The sequence below is a fragment of the Bradyrhizobium sp. 157 genome (genome assembly GCF_023073815.1).
In the GTDB taxonomy this organism is placed as follows: domain Bacteria; phylum Pseudomonadota; class Alphaproteobacteria; order Rhizobiales; family Xanthobacteraceae; genus Bradyrhizobium.
In genome coordinates, this window is record NZ_JADPKF010000013.1 from 1 (window position 1) to 23,985 (window position 23,985).

Genomic DNA, 23,985 nt, shown 5'->3' on the forward strand with positions numbered 1-23,985 from the left:
CACCCTTGCACGATCATTCCACCGACACCTCTCCTGCAATTCCTGGAGACAGCCCTTCATCATGTCCCGCCTCTTGACACGGGACATAAGAGGATGAGGTCTGGCAGGAGTGGACATCGCAGATGCCAACCATTATTGCCTGATTTCCAATCCAGGCTTCTTCGCCACCAGCCGGTGAATCTTCTTTCCCGATGAGGCGCTGACGATCTCTTCGTCGAGCAATACGGTCGCGGCCTTCAGCTCCGCCTGCACGACCGCCGGATCGAACGCGGCGTAAAGCCTTCCCTGCGCGTCGCGCTGATCGGCGCCCTCGGTGACGCGCCAGCTCAGATAGAGAATGCCGCTGGGCTTGACGATATCGAGCAGGCGGCGGACCGACGCCGCAATCTCCTTGCGGTCGAGGTGCATGATCACGGTTTCGCACAGCACGTTATCGAAGGTGCCGATGCCGCGCAGATCGGGCAATTCGGCATGCGCGAACTTACACGACGGATAGCGCCGGCGCGCTTCGTTGAGCAGGCCTTCCGAGGCATCGAAGCCCACCGCCGAAAAGCCGTGGGTGTGAAGCCAGGCGACCTCGCGGCCGCAGCCGCAGCCGATATCGGCCGAATTGCCGCCGCGCACGAAAAATCGTTCGACGACTTCCTGCAGGTCGACGGGCGCCGGCTGACCGAGCCAGTCCTTCGCGAACGCCGCCGCATCCTGGTCATAAGCGGCGAGCGTCTGACGATCCATGGTCTAGCCTTCGATCTTGGAAAAATCCGCCACCGCGCGGGTCGCCGCACGGATTTCGTTCAGGAGTTTTAGTCGATTCTCGCGCACCTTGGGTTCATCGTCATTGACCTTGACCTTGTCGAAGAACGCATCGACGGCCGGGCGCAGCTTCGCCATCGCGCTCATCGCGGCTGCGAAGTCTTCCTTCTGCACTGCGGCCCCGGCCTCGCTCTTGACCTGGTCGATCGCCTTGGCAAGGGCCTTTTCTTCTGCAAGCGCGTAGAGCCCGGCATCCGGCGCACCGTCGAACGTGCGCTTGTCCCTTTTCTCCTCGATCGCAAGGATGTTACTCGCGCGCTTGGTCCCTGCAAGCAGGTTCTTGCCGTCGTCGGTGTCAAGGAACTTGCCGAGTGCCTCGACGCGGCGGACGACCAGCAGCAAATCGTCCTGGCCGCCGAGCGAAAACACGGCATCGACAAGATCGTGTCGGGCGCCCTGATCACGGAGTTGAACCTTCAGACGGTCGGCGAAGAAGGAAATCATATCGCGGATCAGCGCTGGTAATTGGTCGCCGGATGACGTCGTCCCACGTTTTCGCAGGAAGTCCGATCCCCGGGTCGGATCGCGCATCGCCTCAACAATATTTTCAAACCGGGCTTCCGAGCCGCGCATGATGTGCAGCGCGATTGACCACTCCAGAATAGTCGTGAGAGACAGTCGCCTGCCCTGCTCCAGCAAGATCCGTATCACGCCCAAGGCCGCGCGCCGCAACGCGTACGGATCCTTCGATCCTGTCGGCTTCTCGTCGATTGTCCAGAAGCCGACGAGCGTGTCGATCTTGTCGGCCAGCGCGACCGCCACGCTCACCGGATCACTCGGCACGCGATCAGTAGGGCCTTGCGGCTTATAATGGTCCTCGCTCGCGGCGGCGACGGAGGCGTCTTCGCCTTGCGCCTGCGCATAGTACTTCCCCATCAGGCCCTGCAGTTCGGGGAATTCGCCGACGACTTCGGTCAACAGATCGGCCTTTGCCAGATGAGCGGCGCGCTTGGTCTTCGCGACGTCGGCGCCGACCAGCGGCGCGATCTCGGCCGCCAGTCGTTCGATCCGCTTGATCCGCTCCGCCTGCGTGCCAAGCTTCTCGTGAAACACGATCTGGTCGAACTTCTTCAGGCGGTCTTCCAGCTTCGTCTTCAGGTCGGTCTCGTAGAAGAATTTTGCGTCGCTCAACCGCGCGCGGATGACGCGCTCGTTGCCGGCAACGATCACCTTGCCGCCGTCGGTGGCCTCGATATTGGCGGTCAGGATGAACTTGTTGGCCAGCTTCCCGGTCTTGGGATCGCGCACCACAAAGCATTTCTGGTTGTTGCGGATGGTGGCGCGGATCACCTCATCCGGGATCGACAGATACTCCTCGTCGAACGACCCCATCAGCGCGACCGGCCACTCCACGAGGCCCGCCACTTCGTCCGCCAGCGCCTGATCCTCGACCAGGTCAAAGCCCTGTGCGAATGCCAGCTCCTTCGCATCGGCGAGGATGATGTCCTTGCGCGCCTGCGGATCGAGCACGACCTTCGCGGCCTTCAGCTTGGCTTCGTAATCCGCGAAGCGGCGCACTGAGATCGCCGCTGGCGCCATGAAGCGGTGGCCGAACGTGGTCTGCCCGGCCTCGATGCCGTCGACGGAAAACTTCACCACATCGGGCTCTTCGGTTTCAAGCCCAAAGGTCGCGATGATCGAGTGCAGCGGCCGCACCCAGGAAAGCGAACCCGATTTGGTCGAACGTGCACCCCAGCGCATCGACTTCGGCCACGGGAAGGTTCGGATGATGACCGGCAGCATCTCAGCGAGCACGTCGATGGTGGCACGTCCCGGCTTTTCGATCAGCGCGATGTAGAAGTCGCCCTTCTTCGGGTCGGTCTGTATCTTGGCGTCTTCGATCTTAGCCAGACCGGTCGCCTTCAAAAATCCCTGGATCGCGGCATCGGGCCCTCCGACGCGTGGGCCGCGGCGCTCTTCCTTGAGGTCGGATTGCCGCACCGGAATGCCGTGCACGGTCAGCGCCAGCCGCCGCGGCGTCGCGAACGCTTTCGCGCCTTCATAGACCAGGCCCTCGGCGACCAGTCTGTCGGTGACCATGCGGCGCAGGTCGTCCGCCGCCTTCGCCTGCATGCGCGCGGGGATTTCTTCGGAAAACAGTTCCAGCAGAAGATCAGGCATCAGACCGCCCTGCCCGCTTCGGTGTGAACCCAGGCGTCGCCGCAGGCCTTTGCCAGTTCGCGCACGCGCATGATGTAGCTCTGCCGCTCCGTCACCGAGATCACGCCGCGAGCATCGAGCAGGTTGAAGACATGGCTCGCCTTGATGCACTGGTCATAGGCCGGCAGCGCCATCAGATGCTCTTTCTGATTGCCGCCCTCTTTCCACCCGGCCGCGAGATATTTTTTGCAGGCGTCTTCGGCCATCTTGAACTGCTCGAACAGCATCGCCGTGTCCGCGTGCTCGAAATTGTGCCGGGAATATTCCTGCTCGGCCTGCAGGAAGACGTCGCCATAGGTGACCTTGTCGGCACCGTCGCGGCCGTTGAAATTGAGATCGTAGACGCGGTCGACGCCCTGCACATACATCGCAAGTCGCTCGAGCCCGTAGGTGAGCTCACCGGAAACGGGTGAGCATTCGACGCCCGCGACCTGCTGGAAGTAGGTGAACTGGCTGACTTCCATGCCGTCGCACCAGCATTCCCAGCCCAGCCCCCAGGCGCCCAGCGTTGGGCTTTCCCAATCGTCCTCGACGAAGCGGATGTCATGGACGCTGGAGTCGATACCGATCGCGGCTAACGACTTCAGGTACAGATCCTGCAAATTCGGCGGCGACGGCTTCATGATCACCTGAAACTGGTAATAGTGCTGCATCCGGTTGGGGTTTTCGCCGTAGCGGCCATCCTTCGGCCGGCGCGAGGGCTGCACATAGGCCGCGTTCCAGCGCTTCGGACCCAGCGCGCGCAGCGTCGTCGCCGGATGGAAAGTGCCCGCGCCCATTTCCATGTCGTAGGGCTGCAGGATCACGCAGCCCTGCTCCGCCCAGAACCGCTGGAGAGCAAGGATGAAGCCCTGGAACGAACGTTCCGGGCGCATATGGGCAGGCAAAGCGTCCATCGGCAGAATCGGTCTCGCGAAGGGGGGTTTAAGAGCGCGGGACCGTATCGGCGCGGAGGCGGGGAATCAAGGCGATGGGGCCTTGTATTCCTCATGATGAGGAGCGCGGCAGCGCCGCGCGTCTCCAACCATGAGGCCCCGATTGTGCGGCCATCCTTCGAGACGCGGGCTTACGCCCGCTCCTCAGGATGAGAGCCGGCGGCTAGCCCGGCCGATAGGCGCCGGTGACGGGGTCGCGGCGGAGGGTTGGGATGTCGGCCGTCTGGGAGGCCTCGGCGACGCGCGCCAGCCGTGCCTCCTCCAGTTCCCTGTTGATCCGGACGGCAGTCTTGTAGGCCCAGCGGACCACGGCGAGCCCTCCCAGGGCACCCGCGAATGCGATCAGCGGCGGCATCGGTCGATCCTTGTCGTTCACGTGTCAGCCCCCAATGGGTTGCATTCTCGCCGAAGCCGGCCTGCGCCGCAATTCCGCTTTTGGGACTAAATGGCGCGGGTGCACCCGGCCTAGAACCCGAATTTGGCCCAAATTGCCCGGGTCTCCAGCGCCGAAATCAGGTCATCCGGCAATGCCCCGATACCGTCAGCCAGCGAACCCGCGCCGGGCGATCTCCGGCCCAAGAGACCGGCCAACATCCCGCTTGCCGGCGCGATGACGGGCGTCAGCACTTTGTCACCATAGCGCTCGCGCAGCGTCGAGCGGAGATCACCGATCTTGTCCGCCAGGCCGAGCGACACCGACCTTTCGCCTGCCCAGTACTCGCCGGTGAACAGGACATCGTCGGCCTCCTTGAGGCGCGCACCGCGGCTGCCTTTGACCAGCGCGATGAAGATGGCGTGGATCTCGCGCTGAAGCGCCTTCAGGCGAGCGACGTCATCTGGGTCTTCGGGCAGGAAGGGATCCAGCATCGCCTTGTGTTCGCCTGCCGTGTAAAGCCGCCGCTCGACGCCGATCCTCTTGATCAAGTCCTGAAAGCCGAAACTGCCGCCGACCACGCCGATCGAGCCGAGGATCGAGGACGGATCGCAAAAGATCTCGTCGCCCGCGCAGGCTATCATGTAGCCGCCGGATGCCGCGACGTCCTCAACGAACACCAGTACCGGCAGTTTCTTTTCCGCAGCAAGCTGCCTGATCCGCAAATAGATCTGCCGGGATTGCACGGGCGAGCCACCGGGCGAATTGATCACCAGCGCCACCGCTTTGGCGTGTCGGATGGCGAACGCGCGTTCGAGCGTTTTGGCGATGCCGGCCAGCGTCAGGCCCGGCCGCAATGGCGTCACCGCACCGATGACGCCCGACAGGCGCACCACCGGAACGACCGCAGCGTCGCGCCGGAATTTTGCCGGAATGAATCGTTTCATCCTGTCAATGAGGCCCGGCAATCCCGTGCGATCACTAAATTGTTCACTCATGCCGTTACCTCTAATTAACCATTTTTTATCACGCCAATGTCATTGGAAAGGCCGGAACGCCTTTTGGCAGCAACGCCTTTTGCATTGCAGACGAGAGACTGCAATGGCGCAGCGGAGACTGACATGAAAATCTACCTGCTGATAATGCTCATCGGCAGCCTTCTGACCGCGATCCACTTTACGTCGGCGCCCAAACAACAGTCAGAGACGCTTCCGCAATAGCGAGTAGTTGGGAGTTGCGGGCCGACTTTACAGGTTCGCGAGCGGTAAGGTTCCCTTCCCGGCCAAAATCTCCTGCACCCTTCTATGGGGCTGACCTTGCTCGTCATTGAGGATCAGGGCGGGATGGATTTGCGTCGGCGCCCGCCCGCCCTTGGTGGCGCGAACCAGGATGCGATTGGCAGGCCCACGTGCGTCACCGTGAACCGGCAGCACCTGCAGGCTCCCAAAGCCGTGATCGAGCGCCGAGAGCACCTCGGCGATTCCATCGGCACGCCAGATCAGCGTCAGCGCTCCCTTCGATTTGAGAATGCGCCGCCCCGCGTGAATCCATTTCGAGAGCGTCGTCGCGGTCGCCATATGCGCGGTCCCGCGTGCCGCGTCCGGCGAGACGCGATGCCGCGCCGGGTCGTTGAAGGGCGGATTCATCAGCACCGCATCGACGCTGTCAGGAAGCAGTCCGGCAGCGGCAAAGGCTGTGGCATCGGCCTCGACGTCAAGCACGATCACGTCGGCTTGAATCGCATTCGCCTCCGCATTGGCGCGCGCAAGGCCCGCCAGCACAGTATCGATCTCCACCAGAACCAGATCGACGCCGGCCACGCGCCTGGCAACCGAAAGCCCCGCGACGCCGACGCCGGCGCCGAGATCGACCAAGCGGTCGCCCGGACGGGCCGCGGTCGCTGCCGCCAGTAACACCGCATCGTGACCGGCGCGATGTCCCGATTTCAGTTGCTTCAAACGCAACTGCCCGCCGAGAAACGCATCCTCGGTGAGTTCGAGAACGTGGTCAGTCATCGGGGCGCAATTCGTGAGCCAGACCCGCCTCGGCCAGCAACTGGCGGGCTGCGCGATTGTCGTCCTCATGAACCAGGATGCGGCGTGGCAGGATGCCGAGCGATCCCTCAATGACGCTCATATTCTGGTCCAACACCAGATGATGGATATTGGCGCCGTCGAGCAGCGCGCCGACTGCCGATACCAGCACGATATCGTTGGTCCTGACCAATTCCCGCAAGTGGTGTTCTCCTTTTCGCCCCGATGCGACGACGGCACGGGGTCTGTCAACCGCTACGTGCCCTTGCCGCGATTGCCGGCACTTTCTATTGTAGAATAAGGATAGTGCGAATTGGCCAAAATTGGAGACCCGTGTGGCGGTTATTGTACCCTTCGAAAGCCCGTCGAACGCTTCGATAGATGCGCTGGTCGGGCTGGTCGCCGCCGACATGGAGCGGGTCAACGCCACGATCCTGTCGCGGACGGGGTCGGAAGTCACCATGATTCCGGAAGTCGCCAATCACCTGATCTCATCCGGCGGCAAACGTCTGCGCCCGATGCTGACGCTGGCGATGGCGGGCCTCGCCGGCTATTCCGGCGATGGTCACATCAAGCTCGCGGCGTCCGTCGAATTCATGCACACCGCGACGCTGCTGCATGACGACGTGGTCGACGAGAGCGAGCTGCGCCGCGGCAAGCTGTCAGCGCGGATGCTGTGGGGCAATGAGGCCAGCGTGCTGGTCGGCGACTTTCTGCTCGGCCAGGCCTTTCGCATGATGGTCGAGGTCGGCTCGCTGCGTGCGCTCGACATTCTCTCCTCGGCCGCGGCCACCATCGCCGAAGGCGAAGTGATGCAGCTTGCGGCGGCCAAGAACACCGCGACGACCGAGGACGAATACCTCGCCGTGATCAGGGGCAAGACCGCCGAATTGTTCGCCGCCGCCTGCGAAGTCGGGCCCGTGATCGCCAACCGGCCGAAGGCCGAGCAGACCGCGTGCCGCTCGGTTGGCATGAATCTCGGCATCGCATTCCAGCTCGTCGACGACGTGCTGGATTATGGCGGCAAGGCCGCGAAACTCGGCAAGAACATCGGCGACGATTTCCGCGAAGGCAAGATCACGCTGCCGGTGGTGCTGGCATTCCGCCGCGGCAATGACAGCGAGCGGAAGTTCTGGATCAAGGCGTTGGAGCGCGGCGAGATCGGCGACAGCGACCTCGATCACGCCATCGGCCTGATGACGAAGCACCGCGCGCTGGAGGACACGATCAGCCGGGCCCAGCACTACGGCGCTATGGCCGTCGACGCGCTGGCGCTATTCCCGGCCTCGCCGATGAAGAGCGCGCTCGAACAGGTCGTGGCGTTCTGTCTGGCGAGATCGCATTGATTTACCGCTCTCGTCACACCCCGCGAAAGCGGGGTATCCAGTACGCCGCGGCTTCTCAGTGAAACACTGATGCTTCTGGAATACTGGATCACCGCCTTCGCGGGTGATGACAACATCCCATCGGCGCCGGCTGATGGGTTTCGCTGCGCTCTACCCATCCTACAAGAGAGGTCGCATTGATCAGCACTAACTTCACATTGTTTCTGCTGGCCGCGTTCATTGTCGCCGCCGTCCCCGGCCCCGGCATCTTCTACGTCGCGGCACGAACACTGTCCGGCGGCAAGAGCGCCGGTTTCGCCTCGACATTTGGAACGTCGCTTGGCTGGCTCGTGCATGTGATTGCAGGCGCGCTTGGCGTCTCGGCGCTCATCCTCGCCAGCGCCGAGCTGTTCACCGCGCTTAAATTCGCCGGCGCAATCTATCTCGTGTGGCTCGGCTTCAAGACGTTTTGCGAGGCGCGCGACCTGCTGCCGCAACGGGTCATCGCCCTCGGTACACAACGGGCGTTCCGGGAAGGCGTGCTGGTCGAGGCGCTCAATCCAAAAACTGCGGCCTTTTTCCTGGCCTTCATTCCGCAATTCCTCGAGCCGGCCGGCAGCTATCCGGCGCTCCAGTTCATGGCGCTGGGCCTGATCTCGGTCGCGCTGAACACGCTTGTCGATATCATCGTGGTGATGATGGCCGCGACGGCGCGCGCCGGTCTCACGCAAAGGCCGAACCTGCTTCAGCGATTGCGGCAGGGCTCGGGACTATTCATCGCCGGCCTTGGTATTTCGCTGGCGCTGGCGCGGCGACCCGCGAGCTAACCTAGCGTTCCCGCATGCACCCACCATCCCGGGTGATCGCGCCGGATCTGCTCCGCCGCGCGTCCGGCTTCGACGGTGTTTTCGTAGATCGCAAAGCAGGTGGCACCCGATCCGGACATCCGTGCCAGCCAGGCGCCGTTGGTCGCGTTGAGCGCTGCGATAACGTCGCCGATCACGGGCTGGACTCGCATGGCGGGCGCTTCCAGATCGTTGGAGCTGGCGGCGAGCGCTTCGACCCAATCTTCCAGCGATGCCTTCTCGTCGGGCCAGCGGTCCCGCAGCAGGACGTCGGTGACGCCGACCAGCAGTTCGCCGTGGCGCAGGCCGAGCGCGTTGAAAACGTCGCGGGTCGCGACGGCAACGCCGGGGTTGACCATCACGCACGGCATTTTCGGCAGACTGAGCGGCTGCAGCGTTTCGCCGACGCCGGTCATGACGCAGCCGCGCGAGTTGACGCAGACCGGCACGTCGGCACCGGTCAGTTGCGCGACCTCGACGATGCGGGGATCGTCGAGCGCGAGCCCGTTCAACTGCGCAAGCAATCGCAGCGCCGCCGCGGCATCGGCCGAACCGCCGCCGATTCCGGCCGCCACCGGCAAGACCTTATCGAGCGTAAAGCTGCCGACCTTCATGTCCGGTACGCGCTCGGCCAAGAGGCGCGCGGCCTTGAGCACCAGATTGTCCGCGGTCTCGCCGCAGGCCTGCGCCAGCGGCCCCGACATCTTCAAATCCAGATCCGCACCCGGCGTCAGCGTCAGCCGGTCGGCGCAATCGGCGAACGCCACCACGCTTTCGAGATCATGATAGCCGTCGGCACGGCGGCCGTTCACCCGCAAGGTCAGGTTGACCTTGGCGCACGCCTTGTCATTCAACAGCGGCATTGCCGAACAGCCCCCAAAGTCCGTGCCTCAGCCACCCCTGCCGTCTTCTTTCTTCTTGTCGGCGGAAGCCGCAGAGGAAGTGTCTTCAGGCAGGCCGTTGGCAATCTTGGCTTCGATCTTCGGCAATTCCTCCGCCTCGGGCTTGAGGTCGCGGGCATGGGCCCACTGGAATTTGGCTTCCAGCGTCCGCCCGACGCGCCAATAGGCATCGCCGAGATGGTCATTGATGGTAGGATCCTCCGGCTTGAGGTCGATCGCACGCTCGAGATGCTTTACCGCGTCTTCAAAATTGCCGATCCGGTAAAACGCCCAACCCAGCGAATCCACGATGTAGCCGTCATCGGGGCGCTGGTCGACGGCGCGCCGGATCATCTTCATGCCTTCATCGAGGTTGATTCCCTGGTCGATCCAGGAATAGCCGAGATAGTTGAGGACATGCGGCTGCTCGGGCTGTAGTTCGAGCGCCTTGCGCATATCCACCTCGGCCTTGCTCCACTGCTTGGAGCGTTCCAGGCAGATGCCGCGATAGTAGTAGGTGACCCAGGTGTTCTTGTCCGTCACCCCGGGCATCGCGTCGATTGCGAGCGTATAGGTATTGGCGCAATCGCTGAACTTCTTGCGGCCGCGCTCGATGTTGCCGAGCGCCATGACAGCTTCGATGTCCTTCGGCGCCTCCGCGATGACGGCCTTGAGGATCTTGATCGCCTCTTCGCTGCGGTCGGCGGCGTCGAGATTGGTGGCGAGCTGGATCTGTGCGTTGCGCTTGAGCGGCGAACTGGCCGGCATGCGCTCGTAGACCTTGATCGCCATCTTCGGCTTCTTCACGGACTCGTAGAGATCGGCGAGCGACAACAGCGCGAGCGGATGATTGGGCTGCAGGTAGAGCGCGAGCTGCAGATAGACCAGCGCCAGATCCTCGCCGCCGCGGCGGGTCAGCGTGGCGCCGATGCCGTACAGCGCCTCGGCCGCGCCGGCCTGCGCCGAATCGACCAGCGCCGACATCTTTTTGCCGGCCCGGGTCTCGCGCAGGCCTTCCTGCACCAGCGGATGCCGCGGCAACTTCTTGTCGAACGCTTCGTAAATGCCGGCCGCCGCCGCGCCATCCTTGTTGCGCGACAGCCAGCGCGCATAGGCATCCGATACGCGCAGCATCGAATCGTCGAGTTTGTAGGCGCGCTCGAACCGCGCACCGGCGTCCTTGTCCTTGCCCGAGATCTCCAGGATCATACCGGTATGGAGATCCTTGAAGATCGGATACCATTCCGGTCCGGTCAGCTTGTCGATATTGGCAACCGCCGCCTTGGCATCGCCTGCACCGTAGCTCGCCCATCCCGACAGCAGCGTCGCGACGAGGTCGGTGATCGGTCCGCGGATCGACTGGTTGATGTTGAGCTGCGCGGCCGCATATTTCTTCTGCTTGAGGTCGCGAACGCCGACCACCAGCCGCGCGACGCGGTTCGCCTTATCCATCGTCAGGATGCGATCGGCGAGCTTGACGGCCTCATCGATGTCGCCATCGGCAAGCGAAGAGATGAAAGCGCGGTCCAGCAGTTCGTTGTTCTTCGGATCGGTGCGCAGCGCGGAGCGATAGAATGCCGCAGCCGAGGCCGCATCGCGCTCGACGCTGGCGTGGCGTGCGGCGAGATAGCTGCCTGCCGTCGTCAGCGACTTCAGATCGGATTTGGTGGGGAATTGCGCGGCGTTGTCGGCCGTATGTTCGGGCGTCTGGGCCCAGGCCACGCCAGGTGCGGCCAGGCTGGCAACAGTAATTGCGGCGATGGTCCAACGATTCATACGAGTGGAAAGCATCACGTTCGCCTAGCTCCAGGATGTATGGCGGGATCGTTACGATCGGTCTCGAATGCAAACCCAAGCGGCGGCATCTCGGGCAGCGACAATGCCGCTTTTGGCCCTCAACCGCAAGGATACGGGTTGGCGAATCGATCGGCAGATTAGGCCCTTAGGGCTCCGATTTAGCCAGCCCAACCCGGAAACGCTTTTACTGTGGCAGTATCGTGGCCGGAGGCGGTATCACCCTCCTCCAGCTCACGCAATCGTGGTCTATACGGCCTCTCTACATGCCCTGGTAATTCGGCCCGCCGCCGCCTTCCGGCGGAACCCAGGTGATATTGCCGTTGGGGTCCTTCACATCGCAGGTTTTGCAGTGGACGCAGTTCTGGGCGTTGATCTGGAAGCGCGGACCTGAGGCCTCCTCGACCCATTCATAGACGCCGGCCGGGCAATAGCGGTTCGACGGACCGGCATAGACATCGTGCTCGGACGTCTTCTGCAGGTTCATGTCGGCGACCTTGAGATGAACCGGCTGATCCTCCTCATGGTTTGTGTTGGAGAGGAACACCGAGGACAGCTTGTCGAAGGTAAGTTTGCCGTCCGGCTTGGGATAGGCGATCGGCGCATGCGCCTTGGCCGGATCCAGCGTCTTGCGGTCGGGCTTGGCGTGCGACTGGGTTCCGAACAGCGAGAAGCCCAGCGTGTTGCACCACATATCGAAGCCGCCGAGCGCCACGCCGATGATAGTGCCGAATTTCGACCATAGTGGCTTGACGTTGCGGACCTTGTGCAGATCCTTGCCGACCGCGGAATCCCGCCAGGCGTTTTCGTATTCCACCAGTTCGTCATTGGCGCGGCCGGCGCCAAGCGCCGCCGCAACGTATTCCGCAGCGAGCATGCCGCTGCCCATCGCGTTGTGCACGCCCTTGATGCGCGGCACATTCACAAAACCCGCCGCGCAGCCGATCAGCGCGCCGCCCGGGAAGGTCAGCCGCGGCACCGACTGATAGCCGCCCTCGGTGATGGCGCGCGCACCATAGGAAATGCGCTTGCCGCCTTCGAACACGGTTCGAATGGCGGGATGGGCCTTGAAGCGCTGGAATTCGTCGAACGGCGAGAGATACGGATCGTTGTAGTTGAGATGCACGACGAACCCGACCGCCACCTTGTTGTCGTCGTAATGATAGAGAAACGAGCCGCCGCCGGTTTTATTGTTGAGCGGCCAGCCGAACGAATGCTGGATCAGGCCCTTCTGGTGCTTGGCGGGATCAATCTCCCAGACTTCCTTCAGCCCGATGCCGAATTTCGACGGCTCGCATTTGGCATCGAGCGAGTATTTCGCGATGAGTTCCTTGCTCAGACTGCCGCGCGCACCTTCGGCGAACAGCGTGTATTTCCCGAGCAGCTCCATGCCGCGGGTATAGGAGTCCTTGTGGCTGCCGTCCCTGGCGATGCCCATGTCGCCGGTCGCGATGCCACGCACTGCGCCAGTGTCGTCGTACAGCACCTCGACCGCAGCAAACCCCGGATAGATTTCGACGCCGAGCGCCTCGGCCTTCGGCGCCAGCCAGCGGCAGACGTTACCGAGCGAGCCGATATAGCAGTGATGATTGTTCATCAGCGGCGGCATGGCGAAGTTCGGCAGCCGGATCGCGGTGGTCGCGGTGGTCCAGTAGAAGCGGTCGTCCTTGACCTCTGTCTTCAGCGGGCAATCGGCGTCCTCACGCCAATCCGGAATCAGCTTGTCGAGCGACACCGGGTCGATCACCGCGCCCGACAGGATGTGCGCGCCGACCTCGGACCCCTTCTCCACCACGACGATGCTGAGATCGGCATTGAGCTGCTTCAGCCGGATCGCTGCAGCCAGCCCTGACGGCCCGGCGCCAACGATCACGACGTCGAATTCCATCGATTCGCGAGGAGGAAGTTCTTCTGCACTCATGATCTGATCTCAGCCCAATTGAGAACGGCTCTAAAGGCTCGTTGTTTCCGATTTTTGCGGGGAGGACAACCATGGAAATGCAATGCGAGGCGTTTCACGCCGGCTCGATCCATATTAGATTGGCATCATGGATTTGATCCCCGAACCCGCGCCTAATATCAGGCAATTGCTGGCTTTTTATCTGGAGGCCGGGGTCGATTGCGCGTTGATGGAGGAACCAGTCGATCGGCTGATCGAGCCCGATGCTCCTGCCGCCCCCGTCGCTGTCCGCGAGACCGCGCCACCCCGCCCCGTCAGGGAAATGCCCGCCATCATGCAGGCAGTTCCGCGCAGCGAAATTGCGCCCGCGCCGGAGGCGGCCATCGCTCTCGCGCGCGAGGCGGCGCGAACGGCGCCGACGCTGGAAGCGCTGCGTACGCTCCTGGAAACTTTCGAGGGCTGCGCGCTCCGAAACACCGCGACGCGGCTGGTGTTTGCCGACGGCAATCCCAAGGCGCGCATCATGTTCGTCGGCGAAGCACCCGGACGCGAGGAAGACATCGAGGGCCTGCCCTTCGTCGGACGTTCCGGCAAGTTGCTGGACCGGATGATCGCGGCAATCGGACTAGATCGTAGCAAGGCCTATATCGCCAACGTGATTCCCTGGCGGCCGCCCGGCAACCGGACGCCAACGCCGCAGGAGACGCAAATCTGCCTGCCGTTCATCCAGCGGCAGATCGAACTCGTGAACCCCGACATACTGGTGACGCTCGGCAACCCGTCGACGCAAACGCTGCTGTCGACCCGCGATGGCATCATGAAGACCCGCGGAAGATGGTTCGACTACGATACCGGCACCCGCACGATCCGCGCCATGGCGACGTTCCACCCGGCCTATTTGTTGCGCTCGCCGTCCTACAAGCGGATGTCCTGGCAGGACCTGCGCGCGATTGCGAAGGCGCTGGAGCAACTAAGTTAGCTCGTGTCCCGGACGCGGTGCAGCGCCTCTCGGCGCCGCACCGCAGAGCCGGGACCTATAGCAGCGCAAGACAATGGCCCCGGATCAGCAGCGCATCACTTTCGTGCTGCGCAGCATCCGGGGCACGGAATTCGCAGCTACTGCGCCTTCGGCCGCACAATCGCCCAGCCGACCCGCAGCAATGGCAACCGGCCGTTCACCATCCATTCGAACGCGCGCGGCACTTCCGGCACCAGGCCCGGAAAGCGTTGCGCGATATCGGGCGGCGGCATGCCCGAGGTGTCGGAGGCGCGCCAGACCACGACGCCGCCGGTCTCGTTGAATTTCGCGACCGACAGCCAAGGCGTTCGTTCCGGCGTGGCATCGAGCAACAGATGCGGGCGCCCGCTGCTCATGGCGATGAGGCTTGCCAGTTGCGGATCGCCGGCGACCGCGCGCAGGCGCTGGTTGGTCCGGCGCTCAAAGCTGTCGCCAAAGAAATGCGCAATGGCTGTTGCCGGCAGCGAAGTCGGCACTTCGTTCGCGGTCCACGGCAAAAACAGCGTCGCCGCAATCGTCGCCAAGGCAGGCGCGACAACCGCGCCCGCCCACACGGTCCGCAGCAGGCGCTGGCGCCGCAGATGGATCAGATCGCCGCTCGCGACGATTACGGCAAGCCCCGACAACAGCAAGGCGACGCCCGCCCCGCCAACGACATGATCGAGGTTGAAGATGCCCGCGATCAGACTTCCGAGCAGCGCCGGCGCAAGCGCAAAGAAATAGACGAACTGGCGCGCCAGCGGATCGACCGGCGGCCGGTAGATGATCGGCGCCTCCCCGGCATTGCGGGCGAACCAGCCGGAGTTGAGGATCGCCAGCAGCACGATGGCGGACATTGCGAGCACGAGGCCAACGAGCAGCCAGCCCCACTGCAGGACGCGCGCGCCGAGATCGGAAATCGCCGGCCAGGGCGGCATCGCGAGCACGTCGGCGCGGAGCAACCAGATCAGATAGGGCAACACCAGGACGGCGATCACGAGCAGCGCATAGAGCGGATCGAGCGACATCAGCACGCGCCGCCCCCGCGCGGTGGCAACGGCAAATCCGGCGAGCAGCAGCAGCAATCCGAGGGCGGACGGCGTCGTCAGCAGCAAAAGCCCGGCCTCGATCGACCAGGCGAACCAGGCGTTGTGCCGGTTCTGGCCGATCAACTGCCAGGAATGCAGCAAAAGCAGCGCCCATAGCGGGTGCGCCAGCACCAGTGGGCCGAACTCGACGCCGGGCGAGCTGAAGGCCACTACCGTCATCGACAGCAAGACCGCGAGCACCGCCTGCTGCCCGCCGACAATCGCGCGGGCCAGTTGATAGTAGCTCCAGAAGGTGACGACGGCGCAGACCTGCGCCAACAAATAGACGCCGAACATATGGTTGCCGGCCGCGCGAAACGCGATGTCGGCGAGCCAGAACGCCAGCGGCGGACCGAACCAGGTTCCGACCTGGTATTCCCGGCCAAAGGCCAGCACGGTCGCAAGGTCACCGGGCGGGCTGCGGTACAGCAGCATCGGCAGGATCAGCCAAAGTCCGGCCTGGACCAACACCACGAGCCAGACCACCAGCCGCGGCCGGGCGCGGATCAGTTCGACAACGAGCGAGGTGAAGCGCATGAAACGTCCGAAAGCCGGGCCGGGCAGCCCTGTCCTGGGGGACGTTTGATAGAGTGCACGAGGCGCCGAGGCAACCGGCGTCAGATCGTGGCGGAGATATCGGAAGTGACCTCCCCGTCCACGCTGAAGAGATCAGGTTCGACTGTCTCTTCGACCGTCTCGGGATAATGTTTCAACCGCGCGGCAATGACGGGTGCGAAGAAGCGGCGATGGTGGATGCTTGGGCCTAACCGGTCCAGCGCCTCGCGATGTTCCGGCACGGCGTAGCCCTTGTGGCTTTCGAAGCCGTAGCCCGGGCAATCCAGCGCCAAGGCGCTCATCAAGCGGTCGCGCGTCACCTTGGCGATGATCGAGGCGGCTGCGATCGACATGACAATGCCGTCGCCGCCGATCACCGCCTCGCAGTCGCACGGCGCATCGATCTTGTCGCGGCCGTCGACGAACACGTGCTTCGGCATTTCGGGCAGCGCGTGCACGGAACGCGCCAGCGCCCAGAGCGAAGCGCGCAAGATATTGTCGCGGTCGATCCGCGCCGGTGAGGCAAAGGCGACCGCAAACGACGAGGTCGCGCAGATCTCCTCGAACAATTCCTCGCGGCGTTCGGGCGTCAGCCGCTTGGAATCGTCGATGCCTTTGGGGATTCGCTTGGGATCGAGGACGACCGCGGCCGCTACCACCGGACCCGCCAGCGGACCGCGCCCGGCCTCGTCGCAGCCGGCGACGGGCCAGACGCCGCGCTTGATCAGCGCCCGCTCGCGGCGAAAGCTCGGCGGGGCGACTGCGATCACGCCCTTCGGCAGCTCGGCCTGTTCCTTGCCGGCTTTCTTGTCCGATTTCCCGTCAGGTTTTTTGGTGGATTTGTCCCGAATCATGGCCGGGATTCGTGCGCCAGCGCGCGGCGGCGCGCAACCGGGAACCCGGCACAATTCCCGTTATTCAACCCTATACTTGTGCCTAATCCGGCAGGTGAACCCGCCGGTCGTCGCCGACCTCGATGCCGGGAGCGACCACGACTTCCCAAATATGGTTGTCGGGATCGCCGAAATAGCCGCAGTAACCGCCGTAGTCGGTCTTGTGCGCGGGCTTCAACAGTGACCCGCCGCAGGAGATTGCGAAATCGAGTGCCGTGTCGACCTCCTCGACCGAGCTGCAATTCCAGGCGAGCGTGGTGCCGCGAAAGGTTTTCGGCCGCGGCTGATCGGGCAGCGTGGCGTCGCGGGCGAGCTGGTCCCACGGGTAGAGCGCGATCACGGTGCCGCCGGTATCGAAAAAGGCGACGGCCTCGCCAGTTGCGTGCATCTTTCGGACAAAGCCGAGCGCATTATAAAAGGCGATGCTGGCGCGCATATCGCTAACCCCAAGCGTGATGACCGTGAAGCGGGGGACTGGCTTACCAGTACTCATGCGATTCTCCGTCCGTCATTGCGAGAGCGCAAGCGATGACGCAATCCACGCCTCTCTGCGGAGCATGGAGTGACGCTTCGATCGCAATGATGACAACCACCTAGAATAGACTAAGTTGCTGTCCGTTCCGCTTCGGCTTGACGAAATGATCTGTCGTCAGTTTCGAACGCCGCTTGTTGAGGCCGAGCTTTTCGCAGGCGATCTCGAACCGCCGTCCGATCATCCAGGCCATCGGGCCGGTACCCTTCATCCGCGTACCCCATTGCGAGTCGTAGTCGCGCCCGCCGCGCATGTCGCGGATCAAGGTGAAGACGTGACGATAACGGTCGGGATAGTTTGCCATCAGCCACTCGCGAAAGAGGTCGCGCACTTCGAGCGGCAGCCGCAGCAGCACGTAACTTGCTTCCTTGACGCCGGCGTGAGCCGCGGCATCGAGAATGCGTTCGATCTCGGAATCGTTCAGCGCGGGAATAACGGGTGCGACCATCACGGTGGCGGGGATGCCAGCCTGCGACAATTGCCGCAGCGCCTCCAGCCGCTTCGGCGGCGTCGAGGCGCGCGGCTCCATCGTGCGGGCGAGCTTGGGGTCGAGCGTGGTCACGGAAATCGCGACCTTTGCCAAATTGCGCTTCGCCATTCGCTGTAGAATATCGATGTCGCGTGTCACCAGCGCCGATTTGGTGACGATGCCGACGGGATGACCGGCTCGATCGAGCACTTCGAGAATGCCGCGCATAATTTTGTGTTCGCGCTCGATCGGCTGATAGGGATCAGTGTTGGTGCCGATGGCAATCATGCGCGGCTCGTAACCGGGCGCCGCCAACTCCTTCTCGAGCAATTCTGGCGCGTCCGGCTTGGCGAGCAATTTGGATTCGAAATCGAGTCCGGGCGACAGCCCGAGAAAGGCGTGGGTCGGCCGCGCGAAGCAGTAGACGCAGCCATGCTCGCAGCCGCGATAGGGGTTGATCGAGCGGTCGAAGCCGATGTCGGGCGAGTCGTTGCGGGTGATGACCTTGCGCGAGGTATCCAGCGACACCGTGGTCTTGAACGGCGGCAGGTCGTCCAGGCTCTGCCAGCCATCGTCAAAGGCGACCCGCGCCTCGGCTTCGAACCGGCCGCTGTCGTTCGACTGCGCGCCGCGGCCGCGCCGCCGCTGGCGTTCGATAGCGACCGCGAGCTCGGGAAAAGGTGTCGCACCCGCCGGCTCGGAGGGCGCCGTGACCGGCGGGTGCTTGAGGGCATGAGAGGATGCTCGGCTCATGAAGCGAACATAGCACGTATCGAGAACAAATCAAGAACATACATTTTGCATGTGCCGGGGGTAACGGCAGCAGATCGCCCTCGTAATTCGAAGAGTACAAACCCAGGGAGGGTGCAGATGCGTCTGCTCACTTTGGCTGCCGCGACCATGTCGCTTGCAGCATCATTCACCTTCGCGGGCACGCTGCCAAGCCATGCTGATGCCAATTGGCCAGTTTGCTCCCGGACTTACGGGACGAATGACGGGCTGCGTTGCGATTTCCAGAATTTCCAACAGTGCCGCGCCCATGTCAGCGGCATGACGGGAACCTGCCTCGAGAATCCTCGAGCGAGCCAAAGTTCTGGAGCATCGCGTTCAAGGCGAAAACCGCTATCCAATTAAAGTCACGGGGCGGAGGCGCCGTTTCGCCCCTGCAGCCCCGCTAACTGGCGCATTAGTCGCGGCCGGCATCGTGCCGGGCAGCGCCGGCGCCAGCGCGGCCGTCTGCGCCCAAACCTATGGCAAAAGCGACGGACTTGCCTGCAATTGTGCCACTTACGAGCAGGGCCGCCGGGCCGTCAGCGGCTTCGCCAGCAGTTGCATCGACAACCCCGACCTTCGGGTGGTCTGAAGCACTGAGGCCGCGCAGAAAAGCGGGGAGGATCCTGGCAGGGGGCCGTCTGCGATGGGCTTACCGCAAAAAACTGCAGCGGGATGGCTGATTTGAATGTGACAAGGTGGTAACAAGCGGCGTTTTCACCGTTTGAGCCAGCGAAGTCTCATCCATGTTAAGCGTTATCATCCCGACCGAAGGGATCGAACAGACGGCCGTCGCCACCCTTGCCGCGCTAGTGCCGGGCGCCGCGGCCGGCATCATCCGCGAAGTGCTGCTGGTCGATCGTGCCGCCTCGTCCGTGATCGAACGCGTCGCCGATGTCGCCGGTTGCCGCTTCCTGGCGGCCGAGGGATCGCGCGCCGCAGCGATGGCCGCTGGCGCCCGGCAGGCCCGCTCGCCCTGGCTGATGTTCCTGCACCCCGGCGCTGTGCTCGATTCCGGCTGGATCGACGAAACCACGCAGTTCATCCAAAACGTATCGAGCAGCGGCCGGCCGCGCGCGGGAGTGTTTCGCTATGCCCGCTCGCCTTATGCTGACACGCGACTGCGCGACGGTTTCAAATTCGTCGCCCGGATGATCGCTGGGCCATCGGCGGAACAGGGGCTCCTGATCGCGCGCGATCATTACGACCGGCTGGGCGGCTACCGGCCCGATGCCCGCCGCTCCGAGGCGCGGCTGCTGCGCCAGCTCGGCCGCTCTTCGCGCACCCAGTTGCGCAGCCGGATCATAGTCGTCGCCTAGGGCGCCCTCTTTCACATTCGAGATCGACACCGGCCCCGCGAAGGACCACGCACGAGAATATACTTGCCAAAGTCAATTATCTATTTGACAATGGCAAGTATCGAGGTGCCGCCATGTCTCAACTGGATTTCGAGCAAGAAGTCGCGGCGGTTCGCGCCTTCAACCGCTTCTACACCCGCAAGCTCGGCGTGCTGGACCAGCACCTCCTGAAGAGCCCCTTCTCGCTGAGCGAGGCACGGGTGCTGTACGAACTCGCCCACCGCGAAGATCTCTCGGCGAAGGAGATTGGAACCGAATTGGGCCTCGATGCCGGCTATCTCAGCCGGATCGTGCAGAATTTCGATGAAGCCGGATTGATCACCCGCGAACCGCTGCCGTCGGATCGCCGGCAATATCGGCTCACTTTGACGGCTAAGGGCCGTCAGACATTCGCAAAACTCGAGCTCAGTATGCATGACGAAGTTGCAGCGATGCTGGCCACGTTGCCGCACGACGGCAAAGCGCGCTTGATCGAGGCGATGGCCGTGATCGAACGGCTGCTCGGTGAATCCGGCGGCCCGCCTTCGCCCGCGGTGCTGCGCGAGCCGCGTCCCGGCGACATGGGGTGGGTGGTGCAGAGCCACGGCGAGTTTTACGCGCGCGTATACGGATTCGATTCCTCGTTCGAGGGTCTGGTCGCTGAGATCGCGGCAAAATTCCTCAACTCATTCGACGCGTCGCGGGAACGCTGCTGGATCGCCGAGATCGAGGGAAAGCAGGTCGGCTCGATCTTTCTGGTGCGGCACACCGACGATGTCGCCAAGCTGCGGCTGCTGCTGGTCGGACCGGCCGGGCGCGGCCAAGGGCTCGGCCATCGGCTGGTCGCCGAATGCATCGCGTTCGCGAAAGCCTGCGGTTACCGCAAGATCACGCTGTGGACCCAGAGCATCCTCATCGCCGCCCGCAAAATCTATCAGGAAGCCGGCTTCAAGCTGGTCGCCACCGAGCCGCACCGCAGCTTCGGCCAGGACCTGGTCGGCGAAACCTGGGAACTCGAACTGTGAAGCCCGCGCGTCGCGATCCGCCGCGGCGCGTGACGCCAGAACTGATCACCTTCCATGTCAAGCGCGCACATCAATTACGCGTCGAAGCCTGGCACAATATGTGGCGTGCGCTATGGGCGTTGCTGGTCAGGCTGAAGCGCCTTTGGCTTTAGGCCGCCGCAGGTGCTCGTCCAGCCGCGGCATGATCTCGACGAAATTGCACGGGCGCGTGCGGTAATCGAGCTGGGCGGCGAGGATGCCGTCCCATGCATCGCGGCAAGCGCCAGGCGATCCCGGCAGGCAGAAGATGAAGGTCGCCCCCGCGACGCCGGCAGTGGCGCGGCTCTGCACTGTCGACGTGCCGATCTTGGCATGGCTCAGCATATGGAAGGCGATGGAAAAACCATCCATCCGCTTCTCGAATAGCGGCTCGATCGCCTCCGGCGTCACGTCACGGCCGGTGAAACCGGTGCCGCCAGTGGTGATGATCGCATCGACATCAGGATCGGCGATCCAGCGCTTGATGATGACGCGGATCGCATCGACGTCGTCGACGATGATCTCGCGCGCGGCGAGATGATGGCCCGCCGCTGTCAGCCGGTCCGCCAGCGTCGCGCCGGATTTGTCGTCGGCCAGCGAGCGGGTGTCCGAGACCGTCAGCACGGCGATGTTGAGCGGCACGAATTGTTTTGTTTCGTCGATGGAGGACATTTCACTGGATCCCTCGTGTCCCGGACGCGGTGCAGCGTCCTACACGCTGCTCCGCAGATCCGGGACCTATACTCAAAGAAGCGTCGCGCAACATGGCCCCCGGATCAGCAGCGCATCACCATAGCGCGTCTAAGACGCGCGTGAACGCGCTTATGCTGCGCAGCATCAGGGGCACCACCCGGTCACAACGCCCCCGCCGCAAACGTGTTGCAGGCCTGCACCGTGCCCTGCTGATAGCCTGTCATGAACCATTGCTTGCGCTGCGCAGCCGATCCGTGGGTGAAGCTGTCGGGCACCACCCTGCCCGTTGATTGCCGCTGTAGCGTGTCGTCGCCGATCGCGGTTGCCGTCCTCAACGCCGCGTCGATATCGCCGGGTTCGATGAAGCCTGGACGCTTCTTCTCCTCCCGGTTGACCCAGACGCCGGAAAGACAATCCGCCTGCAGCTCGACCTTCACCTGTAGTGCATTGGCTTCCGCCTTACTGCCGGCCTGCTGCTGCAGCCGCTGCACGCGCGGCAGGATGCCGAGCAGGTTCTGGATGTGATGTCCCGCCTCATGCGCGATGATATAGGCGGCCGTGAATTTGCAGGCGCTGCCCGAACAGCCGCGGAAGCGGGTTTCGACTTCGCGGAAGAAACTGGTGTCGAGGAAGATCTGCTTGTCCGGCGGGCAGTAGAACGGTCCCATCGCCGACTGCGCCATGCCGCAGCGGCCGCCATTGGTAGCGTTGCGAAACAGCACGATGCGCGGCCCGGTGTAATTCTGGCCGCTGGCCTGGAAGATCTCGCTCCAGCGGTCGTCGATCTCGCCGAGAATGCCGGCAATCATGCTGCCGACTTCGTCCTTCGGCGCCCCGGTCTTGGCCGGTCCCGACCTGCGATCGGTTTGATAGGTCGGCGCCTGCCCGCCACCTGTAAGGATTTCGGCGCCGCCGATCAGAATGCGCGGATCGATGCCGAAGGCATAGCCGACAAGGCCGAGCACGATGATGGTGCCGATGCCGAGCCCGCCGCCACCCATCGGCAGGCCAAAACCGCCGCCGCCACCCATTCCGCCGCCGCCGTCGCGACGGTCCTCGATCTCGTCGCTGCGGCGGAAATCATCGTAACGCATGGCGCTATTTCCTCATCCCCGGCTGTTGGCCGGTATACCCAACGCGGCAATCACGTAGAATTTCCATTTCATTAATCAATAACCCGCCCGGCAAAAATTGCCTAGTGCGCAAGCCGCCGCAATCTCTGATGGCATCTCGCCGATGATCTCTCTTCGCATTCTACGTCGATAACTTTCCTGGTTAAGTCGATTTTTACTTTGCCGGGTCAATGTATCGCCAGTCGGTTGTTTAGTCCCGCGTCGCCGACAGCGTCGCCTGAGTCAGAGTAATTGAGTCATGGTTGTGTCGCGTCGCGGGGCGTCTGCAAGGGCGCCCCGCACTAAATTTGAGTCTGATTCAAGCGTTCGCATCGTCATCGGCGATTGCGTCGCCGAGATGTCAAAGCTTCCGGCAGGTTCGGTCGATCTGGTGTTCGCAGATCCCCCGTACAACCTGCAGCTCAAGGGCGATCTCAAGCGTCCCGACGAATCCCATGTCGATGCTGTCAACGACGACTGGGACAAGTTTTCGTCATTCGCCGCTTACGATGATTTCACCCGCGCCTGGCTGCTCGCCTGCCGCCGCGTCATGAAACCATCGGCAACCCTCTGGGTGATCGGCTCCTACCACAATATTTTTCGCGTCGGCGCGATCATGCAGGACCTCGGCTTCTGGGTTCTCAACGACATCGTCTGGCGCAAGACCAACCCGATGCCGAATTTTCGCGGCCGCCGCTTCACCAATGCCCACGAGACCATGATCTGGGCGGCGCGTGACGAGAAGGCCAAGGGCTATACGTTCAATTACGAAGCGCTGAAGGCCGCCAATGAGGACGTGCAGGCGCGTTCGGACTGGCTGATTCCGCTTTGCACCGGCGACGAACGCCTGAAAGGCGCCGACGGCAAGAAGGTGCACCCGACCCAGAAGCCGGAAGGGCTGCTGGCGCGCGTGCTGCTGTCGTCGTCAAAGCCGGGCGATCTCGTGATCGACCCCTTCAACGGCACCGGCACGACAGGCGCCGTGGCAAAACGTCTCGGCCGCCGCTACATCGGCTTCGAGCGCGATAAAATCTATGCGAAGGTGGCCGAAGAACGCATCGCCGCAGTCGAACCGCTGCCCGAAGCGACGCTGGCGCCGTTCATGACGGCGCGCGACGCCCCGCGCGTGGCATTCTCCGAACTGATCGAGCGCGGCATGATTCCGCCCGGCACTAGGCTGGTCGACTCCAAGAAACGCCACGGCGCACTTGTCCGCGCCGACGGCGCCATCATGCTCGGCGACAAGGTCGGCTCGATCCACCGCATCGGCGCGGTGGCGCAGGGCTCCGGCGCCTGCAACGGCTGGACGTTCTGGCACGTCGAAACCAAGAACGGCCTCAAGCTGATCGACGAGTTGCGCGCCGAAATCCGCTCCGAAATGGCGGGTTAAGACTTAGTTCACCTCATCAGGAGACATCCGGGTGCGCGGCCTATGG

The 23,985-nt window shown here is 63.4% G+C and carries 22 protein-coding genes; 6 read left to right on the forward strand and 16 right to left on the reverse strand.

What is annotated here, in order from left to right:
- Positions 1-132: 132 nt before the first annotated feature.
- From IVA95_RS01925 to IVA95_RS01955, 7 genes are all read right to left on the reverse strand, one after another.
- Positions 133-735: a class I SAM-dependent methyltransferase gene (locus IVA95_RS01925; protein ID WP_247508959.1), complete on the reverse strand. Its 603-nt coding sequence runs from the start codon at positions 733-735 to the stop codon at positions 133-135.
- A gap of 3 nt (positions 736-738) precedes the next feature.
- Complete coding sequence (gene glyS, locus IVA95_RS01930) at positions 739-2,934, reverse strand: glycine--tRNA ligase subunit beta (RefSeq protein WP_247508960.1); 2,196 nt, start codon at positions 2,932-2,934, stop codon at positions 739-741.
- Entirely contained in the window at positions 2,934-3,869 is a 936-nt protein-coding gene (locus IVA95_RS01935) for a glycine--tRNA ligase subunit alpha (RefSeq protein WP_247508961.1), read from the reverse strand. The genes glyS and IVA95_RS01935 overlap by 1 nt, the downstream gene beginning before the upstream one ends.
- Before the next feature lie 202 nt (positions 3,870-4,071).
- Positions 4,072-4,263: a hypothetical protein gene (locus tag IVA95_RS01940; protein ID WP_247509028.1), complete on the reverse strand. Its 192-nt coding sequence runs from the start codon at positions 4,261-4,263 to the stop codon at positions 4,072-4,074.
- Between the two features lie 110 nt (positions 4,264-4,373).
- Positions 4,374-5,279 (reverse strand): S49 family peptidase, encoded by a 906-nt coding sequence (locus tag IVA95_RS01945; RefSeq protein ID WP_247508962.1) that lies wholly within the window; start codon positions 5,277-5,279, stop codon positions 4,374-4,376.
- 249 nt (positions 5,280-5,528) lie between these two features.
- The gene (locus IVA95_RS01950; RefSeq protein WP_247508963.1) at positions 5,529-6,296 is read right to left on the reverse strand and encodes a methyltransferase; all 768 of its coding nucleotides are present in this window, start codon (positions 6,294-6,296) and stop codon (positions 5,529-5,531) included.
- Positions 6,289-6,516, reverse strand: a complete 228-nt coding sequence (locus IVA95_RS01955; RefSeq protein WP_212420243.1) for a DUF2007 domain-containing protein — start codon at positions 6,514-6,516, stop codon at positions 6,289-6,291. The genes IVA95_RS01950 and IVA95_RS01955 overlap by 8 nt, the downstream gene beginning before the upstream one ends.
- A gap of 133 nt (positions 6,517-6,649) precedes the next feature.
- On the opposite strand from IVA95_RS01955, the gene IVA95_RS01960 reads away from it, so the two are divergent.
- Positions 6,650-7,660, forward strand: a complete 1,011-nt coding sequence (locus IVA95_RS01960) for a polyprenyl synthetase family protein (RefSeq protein WP_247508964.1) — start codon at positions 6,650-6,652, stop codon at positions 7,658-7,660.
- A gap of 176 nt (positions 7,661-7,836) precedes the next feature.
- A complete protein-coding gene (locus IVA95_RS01965; RefSeq protein WP_247508965.1) occupies positions 7,837-8,466 on the forward strand; it encodes a LysE family translocator in 630 nt (209 codons plus the stop codon).
- On the opposite strand, the gene IVA95_RS01970 is transcribed toward IVA95_RS01965, so the two are convergent.
- From IVA95_RS01970 to IVA95_RS01980, 3 genes are all read right to left on the reverse strand, one after another.
- A complete protein-coding gene (locus IVA95_RS01970; RefSeq protein ID WP_247508966.1) occupies positions 8,463-9,347 on the reverse strand; it encodes a 4-(cytidine 5'-diphospho)-2-C-methyl-D-erythritol kinase in 885 nt (294 codons plus the stop codon). The two genes, IVA95_RS01965 and IVA95_RS01970, sit on opposite strands and share 4 nt — an antisense overlap.
- Positions 9,348-9,374: 27 nt before the next feature.
- Entirely contained in the window at positions 9,375-11,156 is a 1,782-nt protein-coding gene (locus tag IVA95_RS01975; RefSeq protein ID WP_247508967.1) for a tetratricopeptide repeat protein, read from the reverse strand.
- A gap of 265 nt (positions 11,157-11,421) precedes the next feature.
- Positions 11,422-13,080 carry an electron transfer flavoprotein-ubiquinone oxidoreductase gene (locus tag IVA95_RS01980; protein ID WP_247508968.1) on the reverse strand — a complete coding sequence of 553 codons (1,659 nt, stop codon included), beginning with the start codon at positions 13,078-13,080 and terminating at the stop codon, positions 11,422-11,424.
- Positions 13,081-13,213: 133 nt separating this feature from the next.
- On the opposite strand from IVA95_RS01980, the gene IVA95_RS01985 reads away from it, so the two are divergent.
- Positions 13,214-14,038, forward strand: a complete 825-nt coding sequence (locus IVA95_RS01985; protein ID WP_247509029.1) for a uracil-DNA glycosylase — start codon at positions 13,214-13,216, stop codon at positions 14,036-14,038.
- A 137-nt stretch (positions 14,039-14,175) separates the two neighbouring features.
- Here the strand turns inward: IVA95_RS01985 and IVA95_RS01990 are convergent, their stop codons facing one another.
- From IVA95_RS01990 to IVA95_RS02005, 4 genes are all read right to left on the reverse strand, one after another.
- The gene (locus IVA95_RS01990; protein ID WP_247508969.1) at positions 14,176-15,681 is read right to left on the reverse strand and encodes a glycosyltransferase family 39 protein; all 1,506 of its coding nucleotides are present in this window, start codon (positions 15,679-15,681) and stop codon (positions 14,176-14,178) included.
- An 80-nt stretch (positions 15,682-15,761) separates the two neighbouring features.
- Positions 15,762-16,553, reverse strand: a complete 792-nt coding sequence (locus IVA95_RS01995) for a ribonuclease HII (RefSeq protein ID WP_213252235.1) — start codon at positions 16,551-16,553, stop codon at positions 15,762-15,764.
- 82 nt (positions 16,554-16,635) lie between these two features.
- Positions 16,636-17,085 (reverse strand): VOC family protein, encoded by a 450-nt coding sequence (locus tag IVA95_RS02000; protein WP_247508970.1) that lies wholly within the window; start codon positions 17,083-17,085, stop codon positions 16,636-16,638.
- A 100-nt stretch (positions 17,086-17,185) separates the two neighbouring features.
- Positions 17,186-18,346: a PA0069 family radical SAM protein gene (locus IVA95_RS02005; RefSeq protein ID WP_247508971.1), complete on the reverse strand. Its 1,161-nt coding sequence runs from the start codon at positions 18,344-18,346 to the stop codon at positions 17,186-17,188.
- A 764-nt stretch (positions 18,347-19,110) separates the two neighbouring features.
- Here IVA95_RS02005 and IVA95_RS02010 point away from each other — a divergent pair.
- Positions 19,111-19,683, forward strand: a complete 573-nt coding sequence (locus IVA95_RS02010; protein ID WP_247508972.1) for a glycosyl transferase — start codon at positions 19,111-19,113, stop codon at positions 19,681-19,683.
- 113 nt (positions 19,684-19,796) lie between these two features.
- A complete protein-coding gene (locus tag IVA95_RS02015) occupies positions 19,797-20,726 on the forward strand; it encodes a helix-turn-helix domain-containing GNAT family N-acetyltransferase (RefSeq protein WP_247508973.1) in 930 nt (309 codons plus the stop codon).
- 126 nt (positions 20,727-20,852) lie between these two features.
- Here the strand turns inward: IVA95_RS02015 and moaB are convergent, their stop codons facing one another.
- Together moaB and IVA95_RS02025 are read right to left on the reverse strand one after the other, a co-directional pair.
- Complete coding sequence (moaB, locus tag IVA95_RS02020; RefSeq protein ID WP_247508974.1) at positions 20,853-21,416, reverse strand: molybdenum cofactor biosynthesis protein B; 564 nt, start codon at positions 21,414-21,416, stop codon at positions 20,853-20,855.
- 182 nt (positions 21,417-21,598) lie between these two features.
- Positions 21,599-22,531, reverse strand: coding sequence for a neutral zinc metallopeptidase (locus tag IVA95_RS02025; RefSeq protein ID WP_247508975.1), 933 nt, complete (start codon positions 22,529-22,531; stop codon positions 21,599-21,601).
- Positions 22,532-22,808: 277 nt separating this feature from the next.
- Between IVA95_RS02025 and IVA95_RS02030 the strand changes: the two genes are divergently transcribed.
- Entirely contained in the window at positions 22,809-23,939 is a 1,131-nt protein-coding gene (locus tag IVA95_RS02030) for a site-specific DNA-methyltransferase (RefSeq protein ID WP_247508976.1), read from the forward strand.
- The last annotated feature ends 46 nt before the right edge of the window (positions 23,940-23,985 follow it).

Bases quoted from the DNA above. Each gene is read 5' to 3' on its own strand.
- IVA95_RS02030 (WP_247508976.1), top strand. From the start codon at position 22,809: ATGGTTGTGTCGCGTCGCGGGGCGTCTGCAAGGGCGCCCCGCACTAAA.
- IVA95_RS01950 (WP_247508963.1), bottom strand. From the start codon at position 6,296: ATGACTGACCACGTTCTCGAACTCACCGAGGATGCGTTTCTCGGCGGG.
- IVA95_RS01980 (WP_247508968.1), bottom strand. From the start codon at position 13,080: ATGAGTGCAGAAGAACTTCCTCCTCGCGAATCGATGGAATTCGACGTC.
- IVA95_RS01970 (WP_247508966.1), bottom strand. From the start codon at position 9,347: ATGCCGCTGTTGAATGACAAGGCGTGCGCCAAGGTCAACCTGACCTTG.
- IVA95_RS01990 (WP_247508969.1), bottom strand. From the start codon at position 15,681: ATGCGCTTCACCTCGCTCGTTGTCGAACTGATCCGCGCCCGGCCGCGG.
- IVA95_RS01975 (WP_247508967.1), bottom strand. From the start codon at position 11,156: ATGCTTTCCACTCGTATGAATCGTTGGACCATCGCCGCAATTACTGTT.
- IVA95_RS02005 (WP_247508971.1), bottom strand. From the start codon at position 18,346: ATGAGCCGAGCATCCTCTCATGCCCTCAAGCACCCGCCGGTCACGGCG.
- IVA95_RS02010 (WP_247508972.1), top strand. From the start codon at position 19,111: ATGTTAAGCGTTATCATCCCGACCGAAGGGATCGAACAGACGGCCGTC.
- IVA95_RS01935 (WP_247508961.1), bottom strand. From the start codon at position 3,869: ATGGACGCTTTGCCTGCCCATATGCGCCCGGAACGTTCGTTCCAGGGC.
- IVA95_RS02000 (WP_247508970.1), bottom strand. From the start codon at position 17,085: ATGAGTACTGGTAAGCCAGTCCCCCGCTTCACGGTCATCACGCTTGGG.
- moaB (WP_247508974.1), bottom strand. From the start codon at position 21,416: ATGTCCTCCATCGACGAAACAAAACAATTCGTGCCGCTCAACATCGCC.
- IVA95_RS02015 (WP_247508973.1), top strand. From the start codon at position 19,797: ATGTCTCAACTGGATTTCGAGCAAGAAGTCGCGGCGGTTCGCGCCTTC.
- IVA95_RS02025 (WP_247508975.1), bottom strand. From the start codon at position 22,531: ATGCGTTACGATGATTTCCGCCGCAGCGACGAGATCGAGGACCGTCGC.
- IVA95_RS01925 (WP_247508959.1), bottom strand. From the start codon at position 735: ATGGATCGTCAGACGCTCGCCGCTTATGACCAGGATGCGGCGGCGTTC.
- IVA95_RS01940 (WP_247509028.1), bottom strand. From the start codon at position 4,263: ATGCCGCCGCTGATCGCATTCGCGGGTGCCCTGGGAGGGCTCGCCGTG.
- IVA95_RS01945 (WP_247508962.1), bottom strand. From the start codon at position 5,279: ATGAGTGAACAATTTAGTGATCGCACGGGATTGCCGGGCCTCATTGAC.
- glyS (WP_247508960.1), bottom strand. From the start codon at position 2,934: ATGCCTGATCTTCTGCTGGAACTGTTTTCCGAAGAAATCCCCGCGCGC.
- IVA95_RS01995 (WP_213252235.1), bottom strand. From the start codon at position 16,553: ATGATTCGGGACAAATCCACCAAAAAACCTGACGGGAAATCGGACAAG.